This is a genomic window from Imperialibacter sp. (assembly GCF_040222385.1).
In the GTDB taxonomy this organism is placed as follows: Bacteria; Bacteroidota; Bacteroidia; order Cytophagales; family Cyclobacteriaceae; genus Imperialibacter.
In genome coordinates this window covers 142,393-158,818 of the sequence record NZ_JAVKDF010000040.1, presented here as the reverse complement: position 1 = coordinate 158,818, position 16,426 = coordinate 142,393, and the positions used below count along the sequence as shown (strand labels likewise).

Sequence of the window (16,426 nt, the reverse complement as noted above, 5' to 3'; positions counted from 1 at the left end):
AAATGGTAGTTTTTCCTATCAATTATTACCTCTTCTCACTTCCTGAGAATTAGCAAAGATGAAAGGGAAGTGGAATGGAGAATCTTCCTGAAGAAACTGAATGGCGTCGGCTACGGTTTCCTCAGGAATTTCTTCCATAGGAACGTGACCGGCATTCTCGTAGACCTTAACAACTGAATGAGAAATACTTGTGGCAAAGGAATCTGCAACGTTGTACGGAATCCATTTGTCATGCTTTCCCCACTGGATCAACGTTTTCTGCTTTATTTTCGAAAGCTCATCACTTCTATCTATATGCGCAGTATTCATTCTATATATGAATGCCCTGCGATTGCCTTCTCTGCGGCAGAGCGATTGGTATCTTTCCACAAGGTCTTCGTCAATTTTCGAGTCGTCGTAGTACACCTCTTCAAGATTGTTTCTTACCATGAATCTTGGTGTCGAAAACCTCAGAAATGTGTTGAAGCCAGGTGCTTTGGCTAGCCTGAAAATAAATGGCGGGGGAGCATCATTCGGGTAGCCCGCTGCGTCGATCAGAATAAGCTTTTCAACCCTTTCCGGGTAATCTATGGTAAAATTCCACGCAATTTCACCACCCAGGGAGTTACCGGCAATATAGCAGCGGCCTAAGCCAACGGTACTAATGAATTTCTCCAGAAACTCACTGTAGTGCTTCATGGAGTAGTCATTGTCAGGAAATGGGCCAGTTAGTCCAAAGCCAGGGAGATCTATTCGCACCACCTGATAATACTGCGAGAGCTCCTGCGACCACTTATCCCAGGTTTGCAGCGATGAGGCAGTGCCATGAAGAAGAATGATCGGAAATCCTTTTCCTTCCGATTTATAGTGAATAGGCTGGCCATCAATTTTCACGAATCGGGACGTTCTTCCTGCATACTTTATCGATAGGTCTTCAAGCGACAAGTCGGCACGGAAAAGCGCCATGAAAACGCCTATCGTGAATAGTACCAGCGAAACTAAGGTCTTTTTAAACATACCGTGATCCTTTACTTAACCCTTTCTGCACTAATAATGCCAAATTAATTCATTCGAAAACGAATCGCAGGAAGCAGGTAGATTTTCATCAAAAATACTTGAAAACAAGTATAGCTGGTCAAATATTGGTTCAAATGTAATCAAAAATATAATGCTGCTAACGGTTAAAACTTAATCATACCCTGTTTGTACAGGTAATTAGGGTGTTTTTCATGACCTAAAAGCCACTCTTTTCGCCACAGCCCGCCACCAAATCCAACCAATTTTTGATCTGTTCCAATCACCCTATGGCAGGGAATAACGATTGGCAAAGGGTTTTTTCCGTTGGCACTTGCTGCTGCTCTGATACACTTCGCATCTCCCAAAAAAGTAGCTTGCTGAAGATAAGACCAACTGGCACCGTAGGGTATCTTGCCCAATGCCTCCCAAACCCGCAACTGAAAATCAGTTCCGATAGGCTTCAGCGGCAGATCAAAAAACTCAAGCTTACCATTAAAATAGGCTTGAAGCTGCTTAACAGACTCTTTTAACAGAGAATCGGTTGGAAGAGAACAAACCTCCTGCTCATTAATAAAATCAATCCGCAATAGGTAACCCCCAGAAGAAGAAAGCTTTAGTTGACCAACCGGGCTTTGAATGACACAATGATTCAATAAACTACAGGATTATAGGGCTAAACTCAGTGAATGACCCTTCCGGAACAGTTTCCAAAACGCTTATCTCGGTGATTTGCCGCTGACCTCTGTCACCCGACAGAAGAATTTTACCGTAGGGCTTGTAGTTGACCCATGGCAGCACAAAGTTGGGCTCGTCCTGATAGGCATCTTTGTAGTAAGCCCATTGAGTTATAAGGCTTTGTTCCATATCAACATATACTTTGTAGCCGTTGTCGGGCGTCACACCCACACCTTTAAACAGAAGGCTTAGCACATGGGCGTTGCGGCCATCCATTGTTGTGTCTTCGCCAACGTATTGCAGGGTTACCCCGCTGTCTTTTAGTTTAAATGGCATGAAAAGCCAGTAGGAGTCATTGATCCACCAGGACTTGCCTCTCTCAAGATATTTTGAAAGGGAGTCGGGGCTGGTAAACTCCTGGCCTTTCTTCATTACCCGACCTGTCATGGTATTGATGTTCATCAAAATAATCGTGGAGTCTCTCGGCGCCTCAATTCTCACATCGCCAGTTTGCTTGTCCCAAAGGTGCTTGCGGGCACCAAAGAAATTCCAGGCGAGGAATCGGGTGTCGTCCCAGTTGTTTCGCCCTCCCATGCTGGTCATCACATCATCGGCAAGTTTAATGGCAATGGCGTCAGAGTTTTTTTCATCGAAGCCGTCAGCCGGTGGGTTCTCGACAAACTCACTTTGGCCGTCATTGGTCTCTTTTGTTGAAGGAGTGCAGCTGGTAATGTACCCAATTACGACAGCTGAAAATATGGCAAGCTTAATTGTGTTTTTCATTTCGTGACGTGCTTAGTCGGTGGTTCGAATTTGGAATTTTCATTTAAGATAGGCCAAAATCCAATGGCACTGAAAACTTTGATATAAAAATGAATAATCGAATTGAACGGTTGGCTACAAACATTCTCCGGTTGGCTACATCGCCGTTTACTTTCGTCGGTCATTTACCGTTCATTGTATCATCAACTCAAAATGAATTTCCAAGAATTGCTTCCCGTCAAAATTATTGGAGAGGGAAGCTTAAAAAGGACAAGCTTATGAAAACGCTAATGATGAAAACTTTTACAACTGTGGCAGTATTCTGCTTTGCTGTTGTTGCAGCCCAGGCTGGCGGGGAGGATTCCCTCAAAACAAAGACCTACAGAAACGACTTCAAAATTGTTGGGAACGCCTCCAGCCTTGAAATAAAAGTAAGAGGGTCAGTCAAAGTAAATGAAGCTGATACAGAGGTGACGGCCATTACCCCCGGCGGCTATCTAACAATAAGAAAAACAACTTTTGGCAACAAGAAGGAACTCACGATCAGCAGCAACGACGCAGGGCAGCTGTCTTACGAGTTTTATGATAACAGAACCCAAATCAACTTTGAGCCGGAAGGAAGAAAATGGCTGGCCGATGTTCTCCTCGATGTGATTCACTCCACCGGCGTGGCTGCCGAGGATCGGGTAAAGAGGTTCTACAGGAAGGGCGGCGTTGATGCAGTGATTGACGAAATAGAGGAAATCAATAGCTCAAGCGGTAAGGGAGAATACTTTTCGTTCCTGTTAGAAACCAATGGGCTCTCTGAAGCCGGGCTGTCTAAAATTGCGCTTGCCATTGGCAGAGATATTCCCTCCAGTTCAACCCGTGGCGAGTTACTTAGGGAGTATGACTACAAGTTTTTTTCGAACAGCAAAAGTGCCGCGGCCTATTTCGAGGCAGTGAACAATATTCCGTCGAGCTCAGAATCGGCCTACACTTTGCGCCATGCGCTACAGAAGCATCAATTGGAGACCTCAACTAAAATCGCACTGCTGGATGCGGTGGATCATATCCCTTCGAGTTCCGAGCGGGGCTCTGTGTTGAGGTTATACAACAGGCAGTTTGATAAAGATCAGCGCATACAGGATAAATACTTTGACGTTGTCGATAATATTCCTTCGAGCTCCGAAAGGGGAAATGTTTTGAGAGACTTGATGAAGGACGAGAACCTGGAAGCTTATACTTTTAGCAAAGTGTTGTCATCTGTCAGGCATATCCCTTCCAGCTCCGAACAGGGAGAAGTGCTTAAATACGCTATTGATAATTCCAGCCAACTTTCAAATGAGCTGTTTGGTGAACTCGCTTCTACCATCAGCCGAATTGCCAGCAGCTCCACACAGGGCGAAGTTTTGAAGTTCGCCATCATCGAAAAAGAACCAACACCGTCGCAGCTGGTGCCATTGATCAAAGCAGTGCAGAGTATTGCCAGCAGTTCTACTCAGGGTGAGGTTCTGAGAGCGGCGTCAGCCAAAATGCGCAACGACCCCCAGCTCAGCGATCTTGTTTTTGAAACAGTCACAAGGATACCAAGCTCTTCGGAACAAGGAAATGTTTTGCTAACTTTCATGAAAGACGGTAACGTACATCCTGATTTTCTTATGAGAGTAATTGACGCTTCTGAGCATATCGCTTCCTCGTCATCAAGGGGAGACGTGCTGGTTAAAGTAGCTGAAGTTATGCCAAGAAATGACACATTCAGAAAAGCTGTGTCGGAAGCTGCCTCTAAAATACCTTCGAGCAGCGAGTACCGCAGGGTGATGGAGAAACTTTATTAAGCCCCAGAGCCACCCATGAGAAAATGGTTGTTGAAATCATCAGGAATGGCATTTATCGCAGTAGGGATATTCAACTATCTCTACTACGGTAAAACCGGAGAGCTTCCCGACCTTGCTGGCCACCTTGGTGCGTATTTGTTGGTAGTGGCCATGGGTGCTGTAGCTGGCATTTCAATAGTCTACTCCAACATCAGGTTAAATGCAGTCATTTCCTGGAGGAAGTCGCTGGGCGTCCGGTTTCTTGCTGGATCGCTTGTGCAGGCTGCAATATTGGCTGGCATTGTTCTCCTGGGCCTTGAACTGTCCAAAGGACTTTTTCCAGAAGCGGTTTCTTTCGAAACGCTGAAGCCTGAAATGATCAAATTAGCGCTGCTTCTTTTTGTTCTGATCATCGTTAATGGAGTATTTGACCTGTCGTACTTTAGTTTCAGCGAATACTCTAAAGGCCGACTCAACCAGCTCAAGCACGAAAGAGAGCAGCTTGAGCTTCAGTATGAACTCCTGAAAACACAGCTTAGTCCCCACTACCTGTTCAACAGTCTCAACACCATCTCCTCTCTGCTTGACGACTCTTCAGAGCAAGCCGAGCAGTTCATTCGACGGCTGGTTCAGTCTTACCAGTATCTTATTGCGTCTCAGGACAAAAAGCTGGTAACTGTGGAGGAGGAGCTGGCTTTTGTAAGAGCCTATCTTTTTCTCCAAAAGGTAAGATTCGGCAATGCTCTTACCCACACAATTTCAATCGGGGCCAATAAATTTTCTGCCAACATACCGCCGCTTACAATACAGCTACTGGTAGAAAACGCCATTAAGCACAACGACTTCTCGGAGCTGGATCCGATGGAGATAGTGATTCAGGAAGAGGAGGGTAACTATATCTGTGTGACCAATGAAAACCGGGGCATAGTGGATGAGGCAGAGTCGCTACAGGTGGGTTTGGCCAATATCCAAAAACGATATGTTTTTTTTACCGATTTACCTGTTCGGATTGTAAACGACAAGCTGTTTAGCGTCTCCGTTCCTTTACTTCCTCATTTATGAAGCGTAAACTTTTTTATAATCACTTGATATCACGGTTGTTTGCCCCTCTCCCATTGGGTATGCTCATTTACATGCTTGTGCTGCTTGTGTTTGATAACCTGGGCTCACTTGGTGAGGTGTTTTTCGAAAAGGAAGCTTTGTTGTGTATAGGAACCACCTATTTGGTTGCTGAATTGCTGCGGGCCATTGTCAATGGCTTTGTGCCACGAATAGAAAGCAGTGACTTTATTAAGCTCTCGTTTGGCTTGTTGTTCCTTGCAGGGTTGCTGGTGACCCTGCTTGTGGTGTTCGCTAGCATAAGTGCTTACCTGGTGTGGGAGATAGGCTATAGCTTTGGCACCTTCACCACCGAATTGTCTACCTTTCTGTCCATCTACGGATTTATTTATATCCTCTACTTTATAGTGCTCGCCTCCGTCATTTTGTTCACGCTTGAAACAAACAGGGCGTTAGACAAAGAAGGAGTGCTGAAAAAGAATATAGACTTGAAGCTGAGGATTTTTAGCAGGGTAATTAATCCGGAGTTTCTTTATAAGTCGCTCGAAACCCTGATTTCTATTCTTTACAAAAAGGATAAAGCGGCTGACAAGTTCATCCAGAAGCTTTCGCATGTGTACAGAAGTGTGCTCGACAGCCGGCACGAAGATCTTTCGGAGATGAAGTCTGAATTGACGATCGCTGAAAGCATAGTGTATCTTTACAACCAGCAGTACGATGGGAACATTCATTGGCTGCCAGAAAGCGAAGCTATTGAAGAAGAGGCGTACCTTTTGCCCGGAAGTATGATGATTGTGATGGAGTGGGTCATCGCTTCGAACATGATCAACCAAAGCCGACCGTTGAAAATAATTGTCAGAAGAGAGGAGGACTATTTGACCATTGAATACTCCCTGTGGGAAAGGTTAATGCCGACGGTGGAGGGCAAGGAAAAGATGATGGAGTTGCTCCAGTCGTTTGAACATTTCACCGAACGACCCCTGCTGATAGTGAAAGCTGACAGTAAGGGATTTGTAAAACTACCTCTTCTAAAACTCGAGAAAGCAGCATGAAAACCATCCTTATAGAAGACGAAAAGCCGGCATCCGATAAGCTGAAGAAAATATTGGCCGAAATCGCACCTGAAATTGAGCTGATAGGTGAAGCGACAACAGTGGTGGCAATGTTGGAATTGCTGGAAAGCAAGGGAGACGAGATAGAACTGATACTGACGGATATTAAGTTGAAAGACGGACTAAGTCTGGAGGCTTTCAAACAGCATCCCGTCAACGTGCCGGTGATTTTCATTACTGCCTACGATAATTATGCTTTGGAAGCATTTCGGTCGAACGGAGTAGACTACCTTCTCAAGCCCATCGACAGAGATGCAGTGGAGCAAAGCATAGAGAAGCTAAGGCTCCTGAAGAAAGGAGCCACCGTACAACCTGCGAATGCCATTGAAAACGTACTCAAAAGCTACCTTCAAAAAGACTTCAAAAACAGGTTTATGGTGAAGGTTGGCGAACATATCCGTTCTGTGAAAACCGAAGACGTGGCCTTCTTTTACGCCGAGGGGAGAAATGGCTTCATTGTCACCAATACGAAAGCGAGGTATGTGATAGATTATAAAATGGAGACCTTGGAGGAGATACTTAACCCGAAATCCTTCTTCAGGGTCAACAGGACTTACATCATCAACATCGATGCGATCAAAGATGTGCTGATCTACTCAGTTACAAGGCTTAGAATAGTGCCGACGGTGGATTGGCCAGAAGAGATTGTGGTGAGCCGGGAGAAGGTAAGTGCGTTCAAAGACTGGTTCAATGATGCGGGCTGATTGCTAGCTGATCCGGCTCCAGTTCGTCACTGACTTTTTGAGCGAAGAAATGTGTGACTTGATCACCCGGTGCTTGTCCAGTGTTAGCTTGGGGTCGTTGTCAATGATTTGTTGGGCTTCTTCCCTCGCTGCCTGAAGTATTTTCCCGTCTTGCACCAGGTCGGCAACCAAAAGATCCATTACACCACTTTGTTGGGTGCCCATCAAGTCGCCCGGCCCTCTTAGTTTTAAATCGACCCGGGCAATTTCAAACCCGTCGTTGGTGCCCACCATGGTTTGAATACGGGTTCTGGCCTCCTGGCTTAGCTTGTCTTTTGTCATCAGAATGCAATACGACTGGTCGGCACCCCGGCCTACTCTGCCCCTGAGCTGATGCAGCTGGGCCAGCCCAAATCTCTCCGCATTTTCTATCACCATCATACTGGCATTGGGCACGTTGATGCCTACCTCAATCACAGTTGTTGCCACCATTATATGTGTAACGCCCTCCACAAACCGCTGCATCTCAAAGTCTTTGGCCTCGGGTTTCATTTTGCCGTGCACAATGCTGAGCTGGAAGTCAGGAAAAGCCCTTGCGATGCTTTCATAGCCATCCATCAGATCCTTGAGGTCGAGCGACGCCGACTCCTCTATAAGCGGATAAACAATGTAGGCCTGTCGACCCAACTGAATTTGTTCTCTGATGAACCCAAACACTTGCAGCCTGGCAGCATCGGTTCTATGAATCGTTTTGATGGGCTTCCGGCCGGCTGGCATTTCATCGATCGTGCTGGTATCCAGGTCACCGTATACAGTCATGGCCAGCGTGCGGGGAATGGGGGTGGCCGTCATCACCAGCACGTGAGGATAGAACTCTTCGTTTTTCTGCCAAAGCTGGGCCCGTTGTGCTACGCCAAAGCGATGTTGCTCATCAGTGATGGCCAGTCCGAGGCTTCTGAATTGCACGGGCTCTTCCAGTAACGCATGAGTGCCCACCAATATGTGAATATCACCGGAAAGCAGTTCTGCCAGAATCCTTGTCCTCTCCTTCTTTTTGGTGGACCCGGTAAGTTTGGCAATGCTCAAACCCATTTTGTCGGCGTACTCTTTGAGCCCGGTGTAGTGCTGACCGGCCAGAATTTCAGTCGGTGCCATGAGGGTAGCCTGGCTGCCGCTGCCTATAGCCAGCAGCATGCAAATAAAGGCCACCATGGTTTTTCCACTTCCCACATCGCCCTGCAAAAGGCGGTTCATTTGCTTACCCGATCTCATGTCGAGGTAAATTTCCCTGATCACCCTTTTTTGGGCGCCAGTCAGCTCAAACGGCAAATGGTCATTGTAAAAAGTGGTGAGCAGAGAGGTGTCGGCCAGCACCAGGCCTTTGTACAAGTCTTTTCGGGAGCCCTTAAGGCTTACTAACCTGAGTTGAATGTAGAAAAGCTCTTCAAACTTCAACCGCTTTCTCGCCCTTTCTAACCATTCGCCACTCTTCGGAAAGTGGGCATTTACCATCGCCTCTTTTTTGCTCACCAGGGCAAATTTCTGCAGCAAAAAGTCGGGAAGCGTTTCGTGGATATACGGCAAAGCAACCAGCAGTAGCTGCTCCTGAAACTTCGAGATCACTTTGCTGTCGATAAAGCGGGCCTTGAGCTTTTCGCTGGTGTGGTAAATGGGTTGCAGATACCCGCCTTTTCTGTTATCAACCGTCAGTGGTTCAATTTCCGGGTGAGCGATGTTGAACTTGCTGCTAAAAGCGGAAGGCTTGCCATACACAAGGTAGGGGGTATTTACCCGAAGCTTCTTAGAAATCCAGGCAGCTCCCTGGAACCAAACCAACTCCATTTCTCCGGTTTCGTCATAGAAATGAGCCACAAGCCTCTTCTTCCCGCCAATACCAACAGTTTCCATTGATCGGATTTTCCCCATCACCTGCACAAAGGATTCCTCGTCTCTTATGTCTTTGATTTTGTGAAAGGTTGTGCGGTCTTCGTACCTGAACGGATAGTGCTGGAGTAGGTCGCCGTAGGTAAAAATAGACAGCTCTTTGTTTAGCAGCTCCGCTCTTTGAGGGCCAACGCCTTTCAGGAACTCTATTCTGGTTTCAAAAAAGCCGGACATGCGATGGGTAATGGTTCTCTACTGTATGCCTATTTCCACTCAAGGGTGTTGAGCATGTGGATGATATCGAACTTAATGTACTCAATAACCGGCTTTAAAGAATCGTTTTTTGTGGAAGTCTCAAAATAGAGTGCTCCACGAATGAAGTGATTGGCAGAATCAGTGGCGTGAAACTGAAATTGGCTGGGCACTTCTCCGGTCAGCTCCGACACTACGGCCCACCCACCATTTGGTATAACCAAGTCCATCTGCTCAATGGAATACGCTTTAATATTGTGCTTGGAAGTGAGTTTGTAGGAGTCTTCAAAATACTCTCTGAGCAAGGTGGTATCATGTTTCACAGGCTTATAAGTAACCTGCACCAATGCTTCCATCGTGGGGTAGTACAAATCAATCCAATACCTTTCGGCCATCCACGAAGAGTCCTTCAGCAGCTTTGCATGGGCAGAGTACTGGAACTGATAAGGAAATGAGTCTGGCAGAGCAACATACTCACTAGGCGGAAGGTCGATACGATTGTATCCCTTGGGCTTTGGCAAATAAGTGCTTTCGCAAGCAACACTCAAAGCAAGAATGACCGGGAAGAAAAAAAGAAAGAATTTAAGCTTCATGCCTTTAAATTACTTATCCTTTTGGAGACTTTCCGCCTGGAACGAGGGGTTTATGAAAACCCGCACTCTTTTGATCCGCTTGTTATCTGCCGACACTACCGTGAAAACAAATCTCTCAAAGCGAATTTTCTCTCCAACATTGGGAAGCTTAGAATTGATCTCTAGAATCAGCCCTCCAAGGGATTCGCTGTCGCCTCTCACTGTGTCAAAGATGTTGCCTTCCACACTCACTACTTTGCAAAAGTCGTTCAGCGAAATCTTGCCTTCAAACACGTAAGTATTGCTGTCGAGTTTGTTGTAAGCGATCTCGTCTTCGTTGTCAAACTCATCGTTGATCTCCCCAACGATTTCTTCGATCAAGTCTTCCAGGGTCACAAGCCCGGAGGTGCCACCATATTCGTCGACAACGATGGCCATATGTACCCGCTTCTCCTGAAAGTCTTTAAATAGCGCATCAACTCTTTTGCTTTCGGGAACAAAAAACGCCGGACGCATCAGGTTCTGCCACAGAAAGTTCTCGTCTTTGTCCACAAAAGGAAGCAGGTCTTTGATATAAAGCACCCCTTCTATTTTGTCGACCGTTTCCTTATATATAGGGATTCTGGAGTAACCCGTCTTATTGATCTGATCCATCAGCTCATGGAAGTCGGTCTCAAAATCAATTGCCGTGATGTCTACCCTGGATCGCATTACCTGAGTCACGGTGAGTGTGCCAAAATTTACGATCCCCTTTAATATGCCTTTTTCTTCCTCCGTGGCTTCAGTTTCGGCGGTTAGCTCCAGCGCATGATTGAGCTCATCAATCGACACGTTATAGCCCTTTCTTTCTACCCTCTTCTCAACTATTGAACTGATCGACAGCAGCAACCACGACACAGGCCAGAAAACAGTATCGGCTACATTCAGCAAGCCCGAGGTGCTTCTGGCGAAGCTAAGGTTGTTTTGATTGGCATATACTTTTGGTACCACCTCTCCAAAAAAGACAATAGCCAGCGTTGTGATCACAGTCAGCACAGCCACAATGTATCCGTCGGCCGATTTCGAACCAACTATTTCCCAGGTGACATAGGTCGCCAATGTCACAATCGTGATGTTGACCAGGTTGTTCATGATCAAAATGGTAGCCAAAAGCCGCTGCGGCCCCTGAAGCAGGCTCATAATTCGCTTATCCTGAGAGCTGGCTGAGGTTCGGCACGTGGCAAGGTCGCCATGACTCAGCGAAAAGAAAGCTACTTCCGACCCTGAAATAAGGGCCGAAAGGTAGAGCAGCAACGCAAATAGAACGCCGCTAAAAATGTAAAAGGAGACATAAGTGATACCTAAGTCTCCAATTAATGTCAAATATATACTGGGGTACGGGTCTTCCATTGATGGATAAAAGCTGCAATATAGTGCTAAAACGGCAAATCATCCAGATCGGTTGGCTCTGCTGCTACTGGAGCTGGCTGAGAGGATCCACTATTTTGTTGTTCGGACGAGCCTCCGCCGCCGTCTGGCCTTCCGCCGACGAGGGTCATTTCCCTTCCTACTACTTCAGTAATGTATCTCTTGTTTCCGTCTTTATCGTCGTAGGAACGGGTTGTTATTTTTCCTTCTATATACACTTGGTTGCCTTTTTTCAGATACTTTTCAGCTACTTCTGCAAGAGGCGTCCACAAAACTACATTGTGCCACTCGGTGTTAGTCACTTTGTTGCCTTCTTTGTTTTTGTAAACTTCGCTAGTGGCCAATGTGAAGTTGGTCACAGCCCGACCATTCTCCAGGTGTCTTATCTCTGGGTCTTTTCCAAGGTTTCCAAGCAGAATCACTTTATTTACTCCTGACATAAAGATTTGTTTTTTGTAGTGTTTTGATAGATAGGGATAATAAAAATAACTTAAAATAAGGTATCATTCAAATAATTGGTAATCAATACTGGCTTCGAAATTCCGGCGGTGTCACCAACACTAATTGGCTTCAACTTTGTGCTTTGAATTAACGAAACGAAGTCATCAGACTGAAAAATACGCACCCTAAAAAAACGGGCATAAATAATCCTGTGAGTCAATACATGTTTATAAGTTGCTGAAATATCGATTAGTTCCCAATTTGCAGTGGAAATCAAATTGCTGACCTCTATAAGAGCCGTTTCCTCATCAAACAGCTCTTCTCGTTCAATGTTAAAGAAATCGTGAAGGCCAAGCCAGATATCTTTATCTTTTCTTGACCCCATAAGTACCTGTTCGCCGAATTGAAAAACAAAATAGTTAAAATACCGATTGAGCACCTTCACTTTTTTTGTCTTTACAGGTAAGTTGGCCACTTCGTTGTTTCGGAATGCGAAACACGAGTGACTGAAAGCGCAACTTTTGCAGTCTGGTGCTGACGGCGTGCAATGAAGCGCACCAAACTCCATAATGGCCTGGTTGAATTCGCCCGGCGCATCGGATGGAATAAGCGATGCGAGTCGCTCTTCAAATACCTTTCTGGTGGAAGCATTCGAAATATCGTCGTGTAGCCCAAATACCCTGGAAATCACCCGATAAACATTTCCATCGACTACAGGCACAGCTTCGTTAAAGGCGAAGGAGGCAATGGCGGCGGCTGTGTAGCCACCTATGCCTTTTAGTTGCAGAAGCTCCCTATAGCTGGTCGGGAATTTCCCATCGTATTGCGAAGCCACCGTTTGAGCACATGTATGTAGGTTTCTCGCTCTGGAGTAATAACCAAGACCCTGCCACAGCGCCAGCACCTCCTCCTGGCTTGCCTCCGCCAGCGTGCCGACAGTGGGAAACCGGTCGATAAATTTCTGAAAATACGGAAGGCCCTGAGCAACACGTGTTTGCTGAAGTATGATCTCGGAGAGCCAGATGGCGTACGGGTCTTTCGTTTCACGCCACGGAAGATCCCTTTTGTGCCTTTCGTACCATCTTATTAAAATCTTTGAAAACGCCTGATTACTTTCGGCCACGATGAGAGAAATACTTTCGTTGAGGGCACAAAATAAGCGCTTTTATTTAACTCTTTCTTTTTTATTTCTACCCCGCTCATTTAAATTTGTGCCCATTAAAAAATCGAGTAGCAAAGCATAATTAAAATATAGAAGAGGTGACTAAAGCAGACGTAATAAACGAAATTGCAGAGAAAACGGGGATTGATAAAGCAGACGTGCAAACTAGCGTAGAAGCTTTTTTCACTGTGGTAAAAAGTTCGATGGCAGATGGTAGTAATATTTACGTTCGTGGTTTCGGAAGTTTTGTAAACAAGAAAAGAGCCAAGAAGATTGCCAGAAATATTTCTAAGAACACGGCTATCGTCATCGATGAGCACTATGTGCCTAGCTTTAAGCCGTCGAAGGTTTTTATTGAGAAGGTAAAAAGCAGCAACAAACTGAAATAGGAAGTCCTATTTCCAGCAAACAAACTTCATGTCAAAACAACAAATTGTCTTAACCATATTAGGGGTTGGGCTGATCATCGTTCTTTTCAGTCTTCCCAAGGTAGTCGTAGACAATGACAGTGATATGGCTGAAGTGCCGTCAGCCACGCAGGAAGAAAATGCAGGAGCTGAAGAAATACCAGGAGCCCACGAAGTAGAACTGTCTGATTCTGACCAGCAAAAGATACAATATTTCAAGGAGCAGTTAAAAAATCCAAACAATTCAGCTATCTTTGCAGACTCTTTGGCGAACACCTTCCTTTTGGTACAACAATTGGACAGTGTTGCTAAGTACGCTGACCTCCTTGCGGAGGTCGATCCGTCGATAGAGGCAAAGGAGAAAGCGGGTAATTATTATTACGAAGCGTTCGGTTTTGCGGCGGATGATGCCAGGGCCAAAAAGCTCGGAAGTAAGGTTCAGGAATTGCTTGGGGAGGTTTTAAAAGCCAATCCGGACAATTTGAGTGCTAAGTCAAAAATAGCCATGACCTACATCTCTTCACCGAATCCCATGCAGGGAATTTTGATGTTGAGAGAAATTCTGGAGAAGGACCCTGACAACAAAGAGGCCCTTTACAATATGGGCATTCTTTCGATGCAGTCGGCACAGTACGATAAGGCAGTTGAGAGACTTGAAAAGCTCTTGACAATTGACCCTGAGAACATCCAGGCCATGTTTTATCTTGGTGTAAGTTATAAGGAGTTAGGCGACAAGCAGAAAGCTAAAGCCTGGCTTATCAAAGCGAAGGAAACGGAAAACGATCCGGCAGTAAGCGCCGCAGTTGACTCTTACCTTCAGGAATTGAATTAAAAAAATTGTTTAACAAATAAAGACATTCGCATATGCCTTGCGGAAAGAAAAGAAAGAGACATAAGATCGCTACTCACAAGAGAAAGAAAAGACTCAGAAAGAATAGGCACAAGAAGAAGTAATTTACTTTTTAAAACGGAATCAGTGTGAGCAATGAATTAATAATAAATTCGACTCCACAGGGATCCCGGATTGCCTTACTAAGAGACAAGCGATTGGTAGAGTATCATCAGGAAAGTGATGATCATCAATTCAATGTTGGAGATATATATTTAGGCACTGTAAAGAAGATCGTACAGGGCCTAAATGCTGCTTTTATTGATGTCGGCTACGAGAAAGATGCATTTTTGCATTACCTCGATTTGGGCCCGCAAGTTCAGTCGTTGAATAAGTTCACACGGCTTGTACTTACAAACAAAAATATAAGCCACAAACTTGCAGGTTTTAAACCCGAAAAAGATATTGATAAGCTTGGCAAGATCAGCCAGGTACTTACCAAGGGTCAAAAGATACTTGTACAGGTTGTAAAAGAACCAATCTCCACAAAGGGCCCCCGGCTTTCTTGTGAATTGTCCCTTGCGGGACGGTACTTAGTTCTTGTACCATTCTCAAATACTGTCAATGTTTCCAAGAAAATTGACAGTAGCGATGAGCGCAAACGGCTTGTTCGTTTGGTGTCGTCCATAAAATCCGAAAACTTTGGTGTTATCATCAGGACTGTCGCTCAGGGCAAAGATGTTGCCGAGCTCGACAAGGACTTAAGAAACCTTGTTTCCATTTGGGAAGAAGGGATGAAAAACCTGAAGACAGCCCAATCGAAGGACAAGATCATCGGTGAAATGAGCAGGACAAACTCTATTCTCAGAGACGTCCTGAACGAATCGTTCGATGCTATTCATATCGATGACAAAAAGACGTTCGGGGATGTTCGTGCCTACGTTAACAAGATAGCACCCGACAAAGAAAAAATCCTCAGACAATACACCGGTAAGGTTAAAATATTTGAGCATTTCCACGTAGAAAAACAGCTCAAGATGTCGTTTGGCCGTTCCGTAAGTGTAGCCGGAGGAGGCTATTTAATCATTGAGCATACAGAAGCGCTTCATGTAATTGACGTTAACAGCGGCAACAAGTCGAACGCCGAAGAGGATCAGGAGTCAACCGCTCTGCGGGTAAACATGGATGCAGCGTCGGAAATCGCCAGGCAACTTCGCCTGAGAGACATGGGCGGTATCATCGTGATAGATTTCATTGACCTCAAAAAGCAGGATAACCGGAAGAAGGTTTATGAGAGGATGAAGCAGGAGATGAGCACCGACCGCTCCAAGTATACTGTGCTTCCTCTTTCAAAATTTGGTCTGATGCAGATCACCCGGCAGCGGGTAAGGCCGGAGATGAATATCAGCACGAGAGAGGTTTGTCCTACGTGTAATGGTACCGGCAAAATCACGGCGTCAGTAATAGTGGCCGATCAGATTGAGAAAAACATAGAACACATCTTTGGCAAGCAAAACGAGAAGAAGCTAACCATTAGCCTTCATCCGTATCTTTATGCTTATTTCACCAAAGGGATTTACTCCAAGAGAGTACAGTGGTTCATGAAGTACTACAAGTGGGTTCACCTGATCGAGGACTCATCACTAGGCCTGACGGATTTCCACTTTGTTAATTCTACAGGAGAAGAAATAGAGCTGGTTTAAAACTTTAAACCAAGCTCCAATTGGAAGTAATCGCTCTTGACAATGGGTTTTGCGTCAAGAGCGATTGTTTTTGAGGCCATGTTGGTCAACCCCCGGTTATAGCTCAAGCCCCCAAACACAATCGTGGAAATCCCAAGCTCCACATCCGTACCAACACCCAGCACTGCCGACGCATCCACTGGCAAAAACTTCTCTATGAATACATAGTCATTGTTTTCAGGTGAGTCAAATATCTTGACGTCGATCATGGCACCCACATGAAAGTATATCCTGCTGCCCGGCAGGTAGTCGTCGGTATACAGTTTCAACAATACGGGAATCTGGAGATACTGTATTTTATACTCTTCGGTGGCGTTGGTATATGATCCGCCGTTTTCTCCGGCAAAATTGATCCCAACACTTTTTGGCGCAAAAGCAAGCCCGGTTGTGAAACTGTAGGTATCTGTGAAGGCAAACTCTGTTACTATACCCAGTACCATTTTGAAGGTTGCCTGCTGTGGCGATAGAATCAACGTGTCCGACAAGCTTGATACCCGGTTGATATTGTAAGAGGGGGAAAACCTAAGCCCGATTTTCACCTGAGAAAAGGCAACACCAGAAATGAGACAAAAAATAGAAAGGATAAAAATTCTTTTCATAAATGATCGTTTCTTTACGCAAAGGGGCAAAGTTGCTAGCCTTGCTGA

General features: G+C 45.4%; 16 protein-coding genes. 7 read left to right on the top strand and 9 right to left on the bottom strand.

The genetic code is table 11. The annotated features are described in order from the left end of the window. Positions 1-18: 18 nt before the first annotated feature. From RIG68_RS21880 to RIG68_RS21870, 3 genes are all read right to left on the bottom strand, one after another. The gene (locus RIG68_RS21880) at positions 19-996 is read right to left on the bottom strand and encodes an alpha/beta fold hydrolase (protein ID WP_350072798.1); all 978 of its coding nucleotides are present in this window, start codon (positions 994-996) and stop codon (positions 19-21) included. A gap of 164 nt (positions 997-1,160) precedes the next feature. Then, positions 1,161-1,649 carry a methylated-DNA--[protein]-cysteine S-methyltransferase gene (locus RIG68_RS21875; RefSeq protein WP_152001260.1) on the bottom strand — a complete coding sequence of 163 codons (489 nt, stop codon included), beginning with the start codon at positions 1,647-1,649 and terminating at the stop codon, positions 1,161-1,163. 4 nt (positions 1,650-1,653) lie between these two features. Further along, positions 1,654-2,454: a hypothetical protein gene (locus tag RIG68_RS21870; protein ID WP_350127243.1), complete on the bottom strand. Its 801-nt coding sequence runs from the start codon at positions 2,452-2,454 to the stop codon at positions 1,654-1,656. Between the two features lie 257 nt (positions 2,455-2,711). Between RIG68_RS21870 and RIG68_RS21865 the strand changes: the two genes are divergently transcribed. Genes RIG68_RS21865 through RIG68_RS21850 form a run of 4 tightly spaced genes read left to right on the top strand, consistent with a single transcriptional unit; the run spans position 2,712 to position 7,104 of the window. Next, on the top strand, positions 2,712-4,250 hold the full coding sequence (locus RIG68_RS21865; RefSeq protein ID WP_350127240.1) for a hypothetical protein: 1,539 nt from the start codon (positions 2,712-2,714) through the stop codon (positions 4,248-4,250). A 45-nt stretch (positions 4,251-4,295) separates the two neighbouring features. Further along, complete coding sequence (locus RIG68_RS21860) at positions 4,296-5,291, top strand: sensor histidine kinase (protein ID WP_350127237.1); 996 nt, start codon at positions 4,296-4,298, stop codon at positions 5,289-5,291. Beyond that, positions 5,288-6,340 carry a histidine kinase gene (locus tag RIG68_RS21855; RefSeq protein WP_350127234.1) on the top strand — a complete coding sequence of 351 codons (1,053 nt, stop codon included), beginning with the start codon at positions 5,288-5,290 and terminating at the stop codon, positions 6,338-6,340. Before RIG68_RS21860 ends, RIG68_RS21855 begins: the two co-directional genes overlap by 4 nt. After that, the gene (locus RIG68_RS21850) at positions 6,337-7,104 is read left to right on the top strand and encodes a LytR/AlgR family response regulator transcription factor (RefSeq protein WP_350127231.1); all 768 of its coding nucleotides are present in this window, start codon (positions 6,337-6,339) and stop codon (positions 7,102-7,104) included. The genes RIG68_RS21855 and RIG68_RS21850 overlap by 4 nt, the downstream gene beginning before the upstream one ends. 3 nt (positions 7,105-7,107) lie before the next feature. On the opposite strand, the gene recG is transcribed toward RIG68_RS21850, so the two are convergent. From recG to mutY, 5 genes are read right to left on the bottom strand one after another with little or no spacing between them, the layout of a single operon-like run. Continuing rightward, on the bottom strand, positions 7,108-9,201 hold the full coding sequence (gene recG / locus RIG68_RS21845; RefSeq protein WP_350127228.1) for an ATP-dependent DNA helicase RecG: 2,094 nt from the start codon (positions 9,199-9,201) through the stop codon (positions 7,108-7,110). A 29-nt stretch (positions 9,202-9,230) separates the two neighbouring features. Beyond that, complete coding sequence (gene gldD, locus RIG68_RS21840; protein WP_350127225.1) at positions 9,231-9,812, bottom strand: gliding motility lipoprotein GldD; 582 nt, start codon at positions 9,810-9,812, stop codon at positions 9,231-9,233. A 9-nt stretch (positions 9,813-9,821) separates the two neighbouring features. Then, positions 9,822-11,180, bottom strand: coding sequence for a gliding motility-associated protein GldE (gene gldE / locus RIG68_RS21835; protein ID WP_350122094.1), 1,359 nt, complete (start codon positions 11,178-11,180; stop codon positions 9,822-9,824). A gap of 26 nt (positions 11,181-11,206) precedes the next feature. After that, on the bottom strand, positions 11,207-11,638 hold the full coding sequence (locus tag RIG68_RS21830; RefSeq protein ID WP_350127220.1) for a single-stranded DNA-binding protein: 432 nt from the start codon (positions 11,636-11,638) through the stop codon (positions 11,207-11,209). Between the two features lie 50 nt (positions 11,639-11,688). Then, a complete protein-coding gene (gene mutY, locus RIG68_RS21825; protein ID WP_350127217.1) occupies positions 11,689-12,762 on the bottom strand; it encodes an A/G-specific adenine glycosylase in 1,074 nt (357 codons plus the stop codon). A 137-nt stretch (positions 12,763-12,899) separates the two neighbouring features. Between mutY and RIG68_RS21820 the strand changes: the two genes are divergently transcribed. The 3 genes from RIG68_RS21820 to RIG68_RS21810 all read left to right on the top strand — a co-directional run bounded on the left by RIG68_RS21820 (position 12,900) and on the right by RIG68_RS21810 (position 15,740). Further along, positions 12,900-13,190: an HU family DNA-binding protein gene (locus RIG68_RS21820; RefSeq protein WP_317489087.1), complete on the top strand. Its 291-nt coding sequence runs from the start codon at positions 12,900-12,902 to the stop codon at positions 13,188-13,190. Between the two features lie 28 nt (positions 13,191-13,218). Beyond that, positions 13,219-14,040 (top strand): tetratricopeptide repeat protein, encoded by an 822-nt coding sequence (locus RIG68_RS21815; protein WP_350127214.1) that lies wholly within the window; start codon positions 13,219-13,221, stop codon positions 14,038-14,040. 146 nt (positions 14,041-14,186) lie between these two features. Then, on the top strand, positions 14,187-15,740 hold the full coding sequence (locus RIG68_RS21810; RefSeq protein WP_350072774.1) for an Rne/Rng family ribonuclease: 1,554 nt from the start codon (positions 14,187-14,189) through the stop codon (positions 15,738-15,740). On the opposite strand, the gene RIG68_RS21805 is transcribed toward RIG68_RS21810, so the two are convergent. Continuing rightward, positions 15,737-16,378 carry an outer membrane beta-barrel protein gene (locus tag RIG68_RS21805; protein WP_350127211.1) on the bottom strand — a complete coding sequence of 214 codons (642 nt, stop codon included), beginning with the start codon at positions 16,376-16,378 and terminating at the stop codon, positions 15,737-15,739. The genes RIG68_RS21810 and RIG68_RS21805 overlap by 4 nt on opposite strands. Positions 16,379-16,426: the final 48 nt, after the last annotated feature.

Coding starts and splice junctions, on each gene's coding strand:
- RIG68_RS21880 (WP_350072798.1), bottom strand. CDS start 996: ATGTTTAAAAAGACCTTAGTTTCGCTGGTACTATTCACGATAGGCGTT.
- RIG68_RS21870 (WP_350127243.1), bottom strand. CDS start 2,454: ATGAAAAACACAATTAAGCTTGCCATATTTTCAGCTGTCGTAATTGGG.
- RIG68_RS21865 (WP_350127240.1), top strand. CDS start 2,712: ATGAAAACGCTAATGATGAAAACTTTTACAACTGTGGCAGTATTCTGC.
- RIG68_RS21860 (WP_350127237.1), top strand. CDS start 4,296: ATGGCATTTATCGCAGTAGGGATATTCAACTATCTCTACTACGGTAAA.
- RIG68_RS21855 (WP_350127234.1), top strand. CDS start 5,288: ATGAAGCGTAAACTTTTTTATAATCACTTGATATCACGGTTGTTTGCC.
- RIG68_RS21850 (WP_350127231.1), top strand. CDS start 6,337: ATGAAAACCATCCTTATAGAAGACGAAAAGCCGGCATCCGATAAGCTG.
- recG (WP_350127228.1), bottom strand. CDS start 9,201: ATGTCCGGCTTTTTTGAAACCAGAATAGAGTTCCTGAAAGGCGTTGGC.
- gldD (WP_350127225.1), bottom strand. CDS start 9,812: ATGAAGCTTAAATTCTTTCTTTTTTTCTTCCCGGTCATTCTTGCTTTG.
- gldE (WP_350122094.1), bottom strand. CDS start 11,180: ATGGAAGACCCGTACCCCAGTATATATTTGACATTAATTGGAGACTTA.
- RIG68_RS21830 (WP_350127220.1), bottom strand. CDS start 11,638: ATGTCAGGAGTAAATAAAGTGATTCTGCTTGGAAACCTTGGAAAAGAC.
- RIG68_RS21815 (WP_350127214.1), top strand. CDS start 13,219: ATGTCAAAACAACAAATTGTCTTAACCATATTAGGGGTTGGGCTGATC.
- RIG68_RS21805 (WP_350127211.1), bottom strand. CDS start 16,378: ATGAAAAGAATTTTTATCCTTTCTATTTTTTGTCTCATTTCTGGTGTT.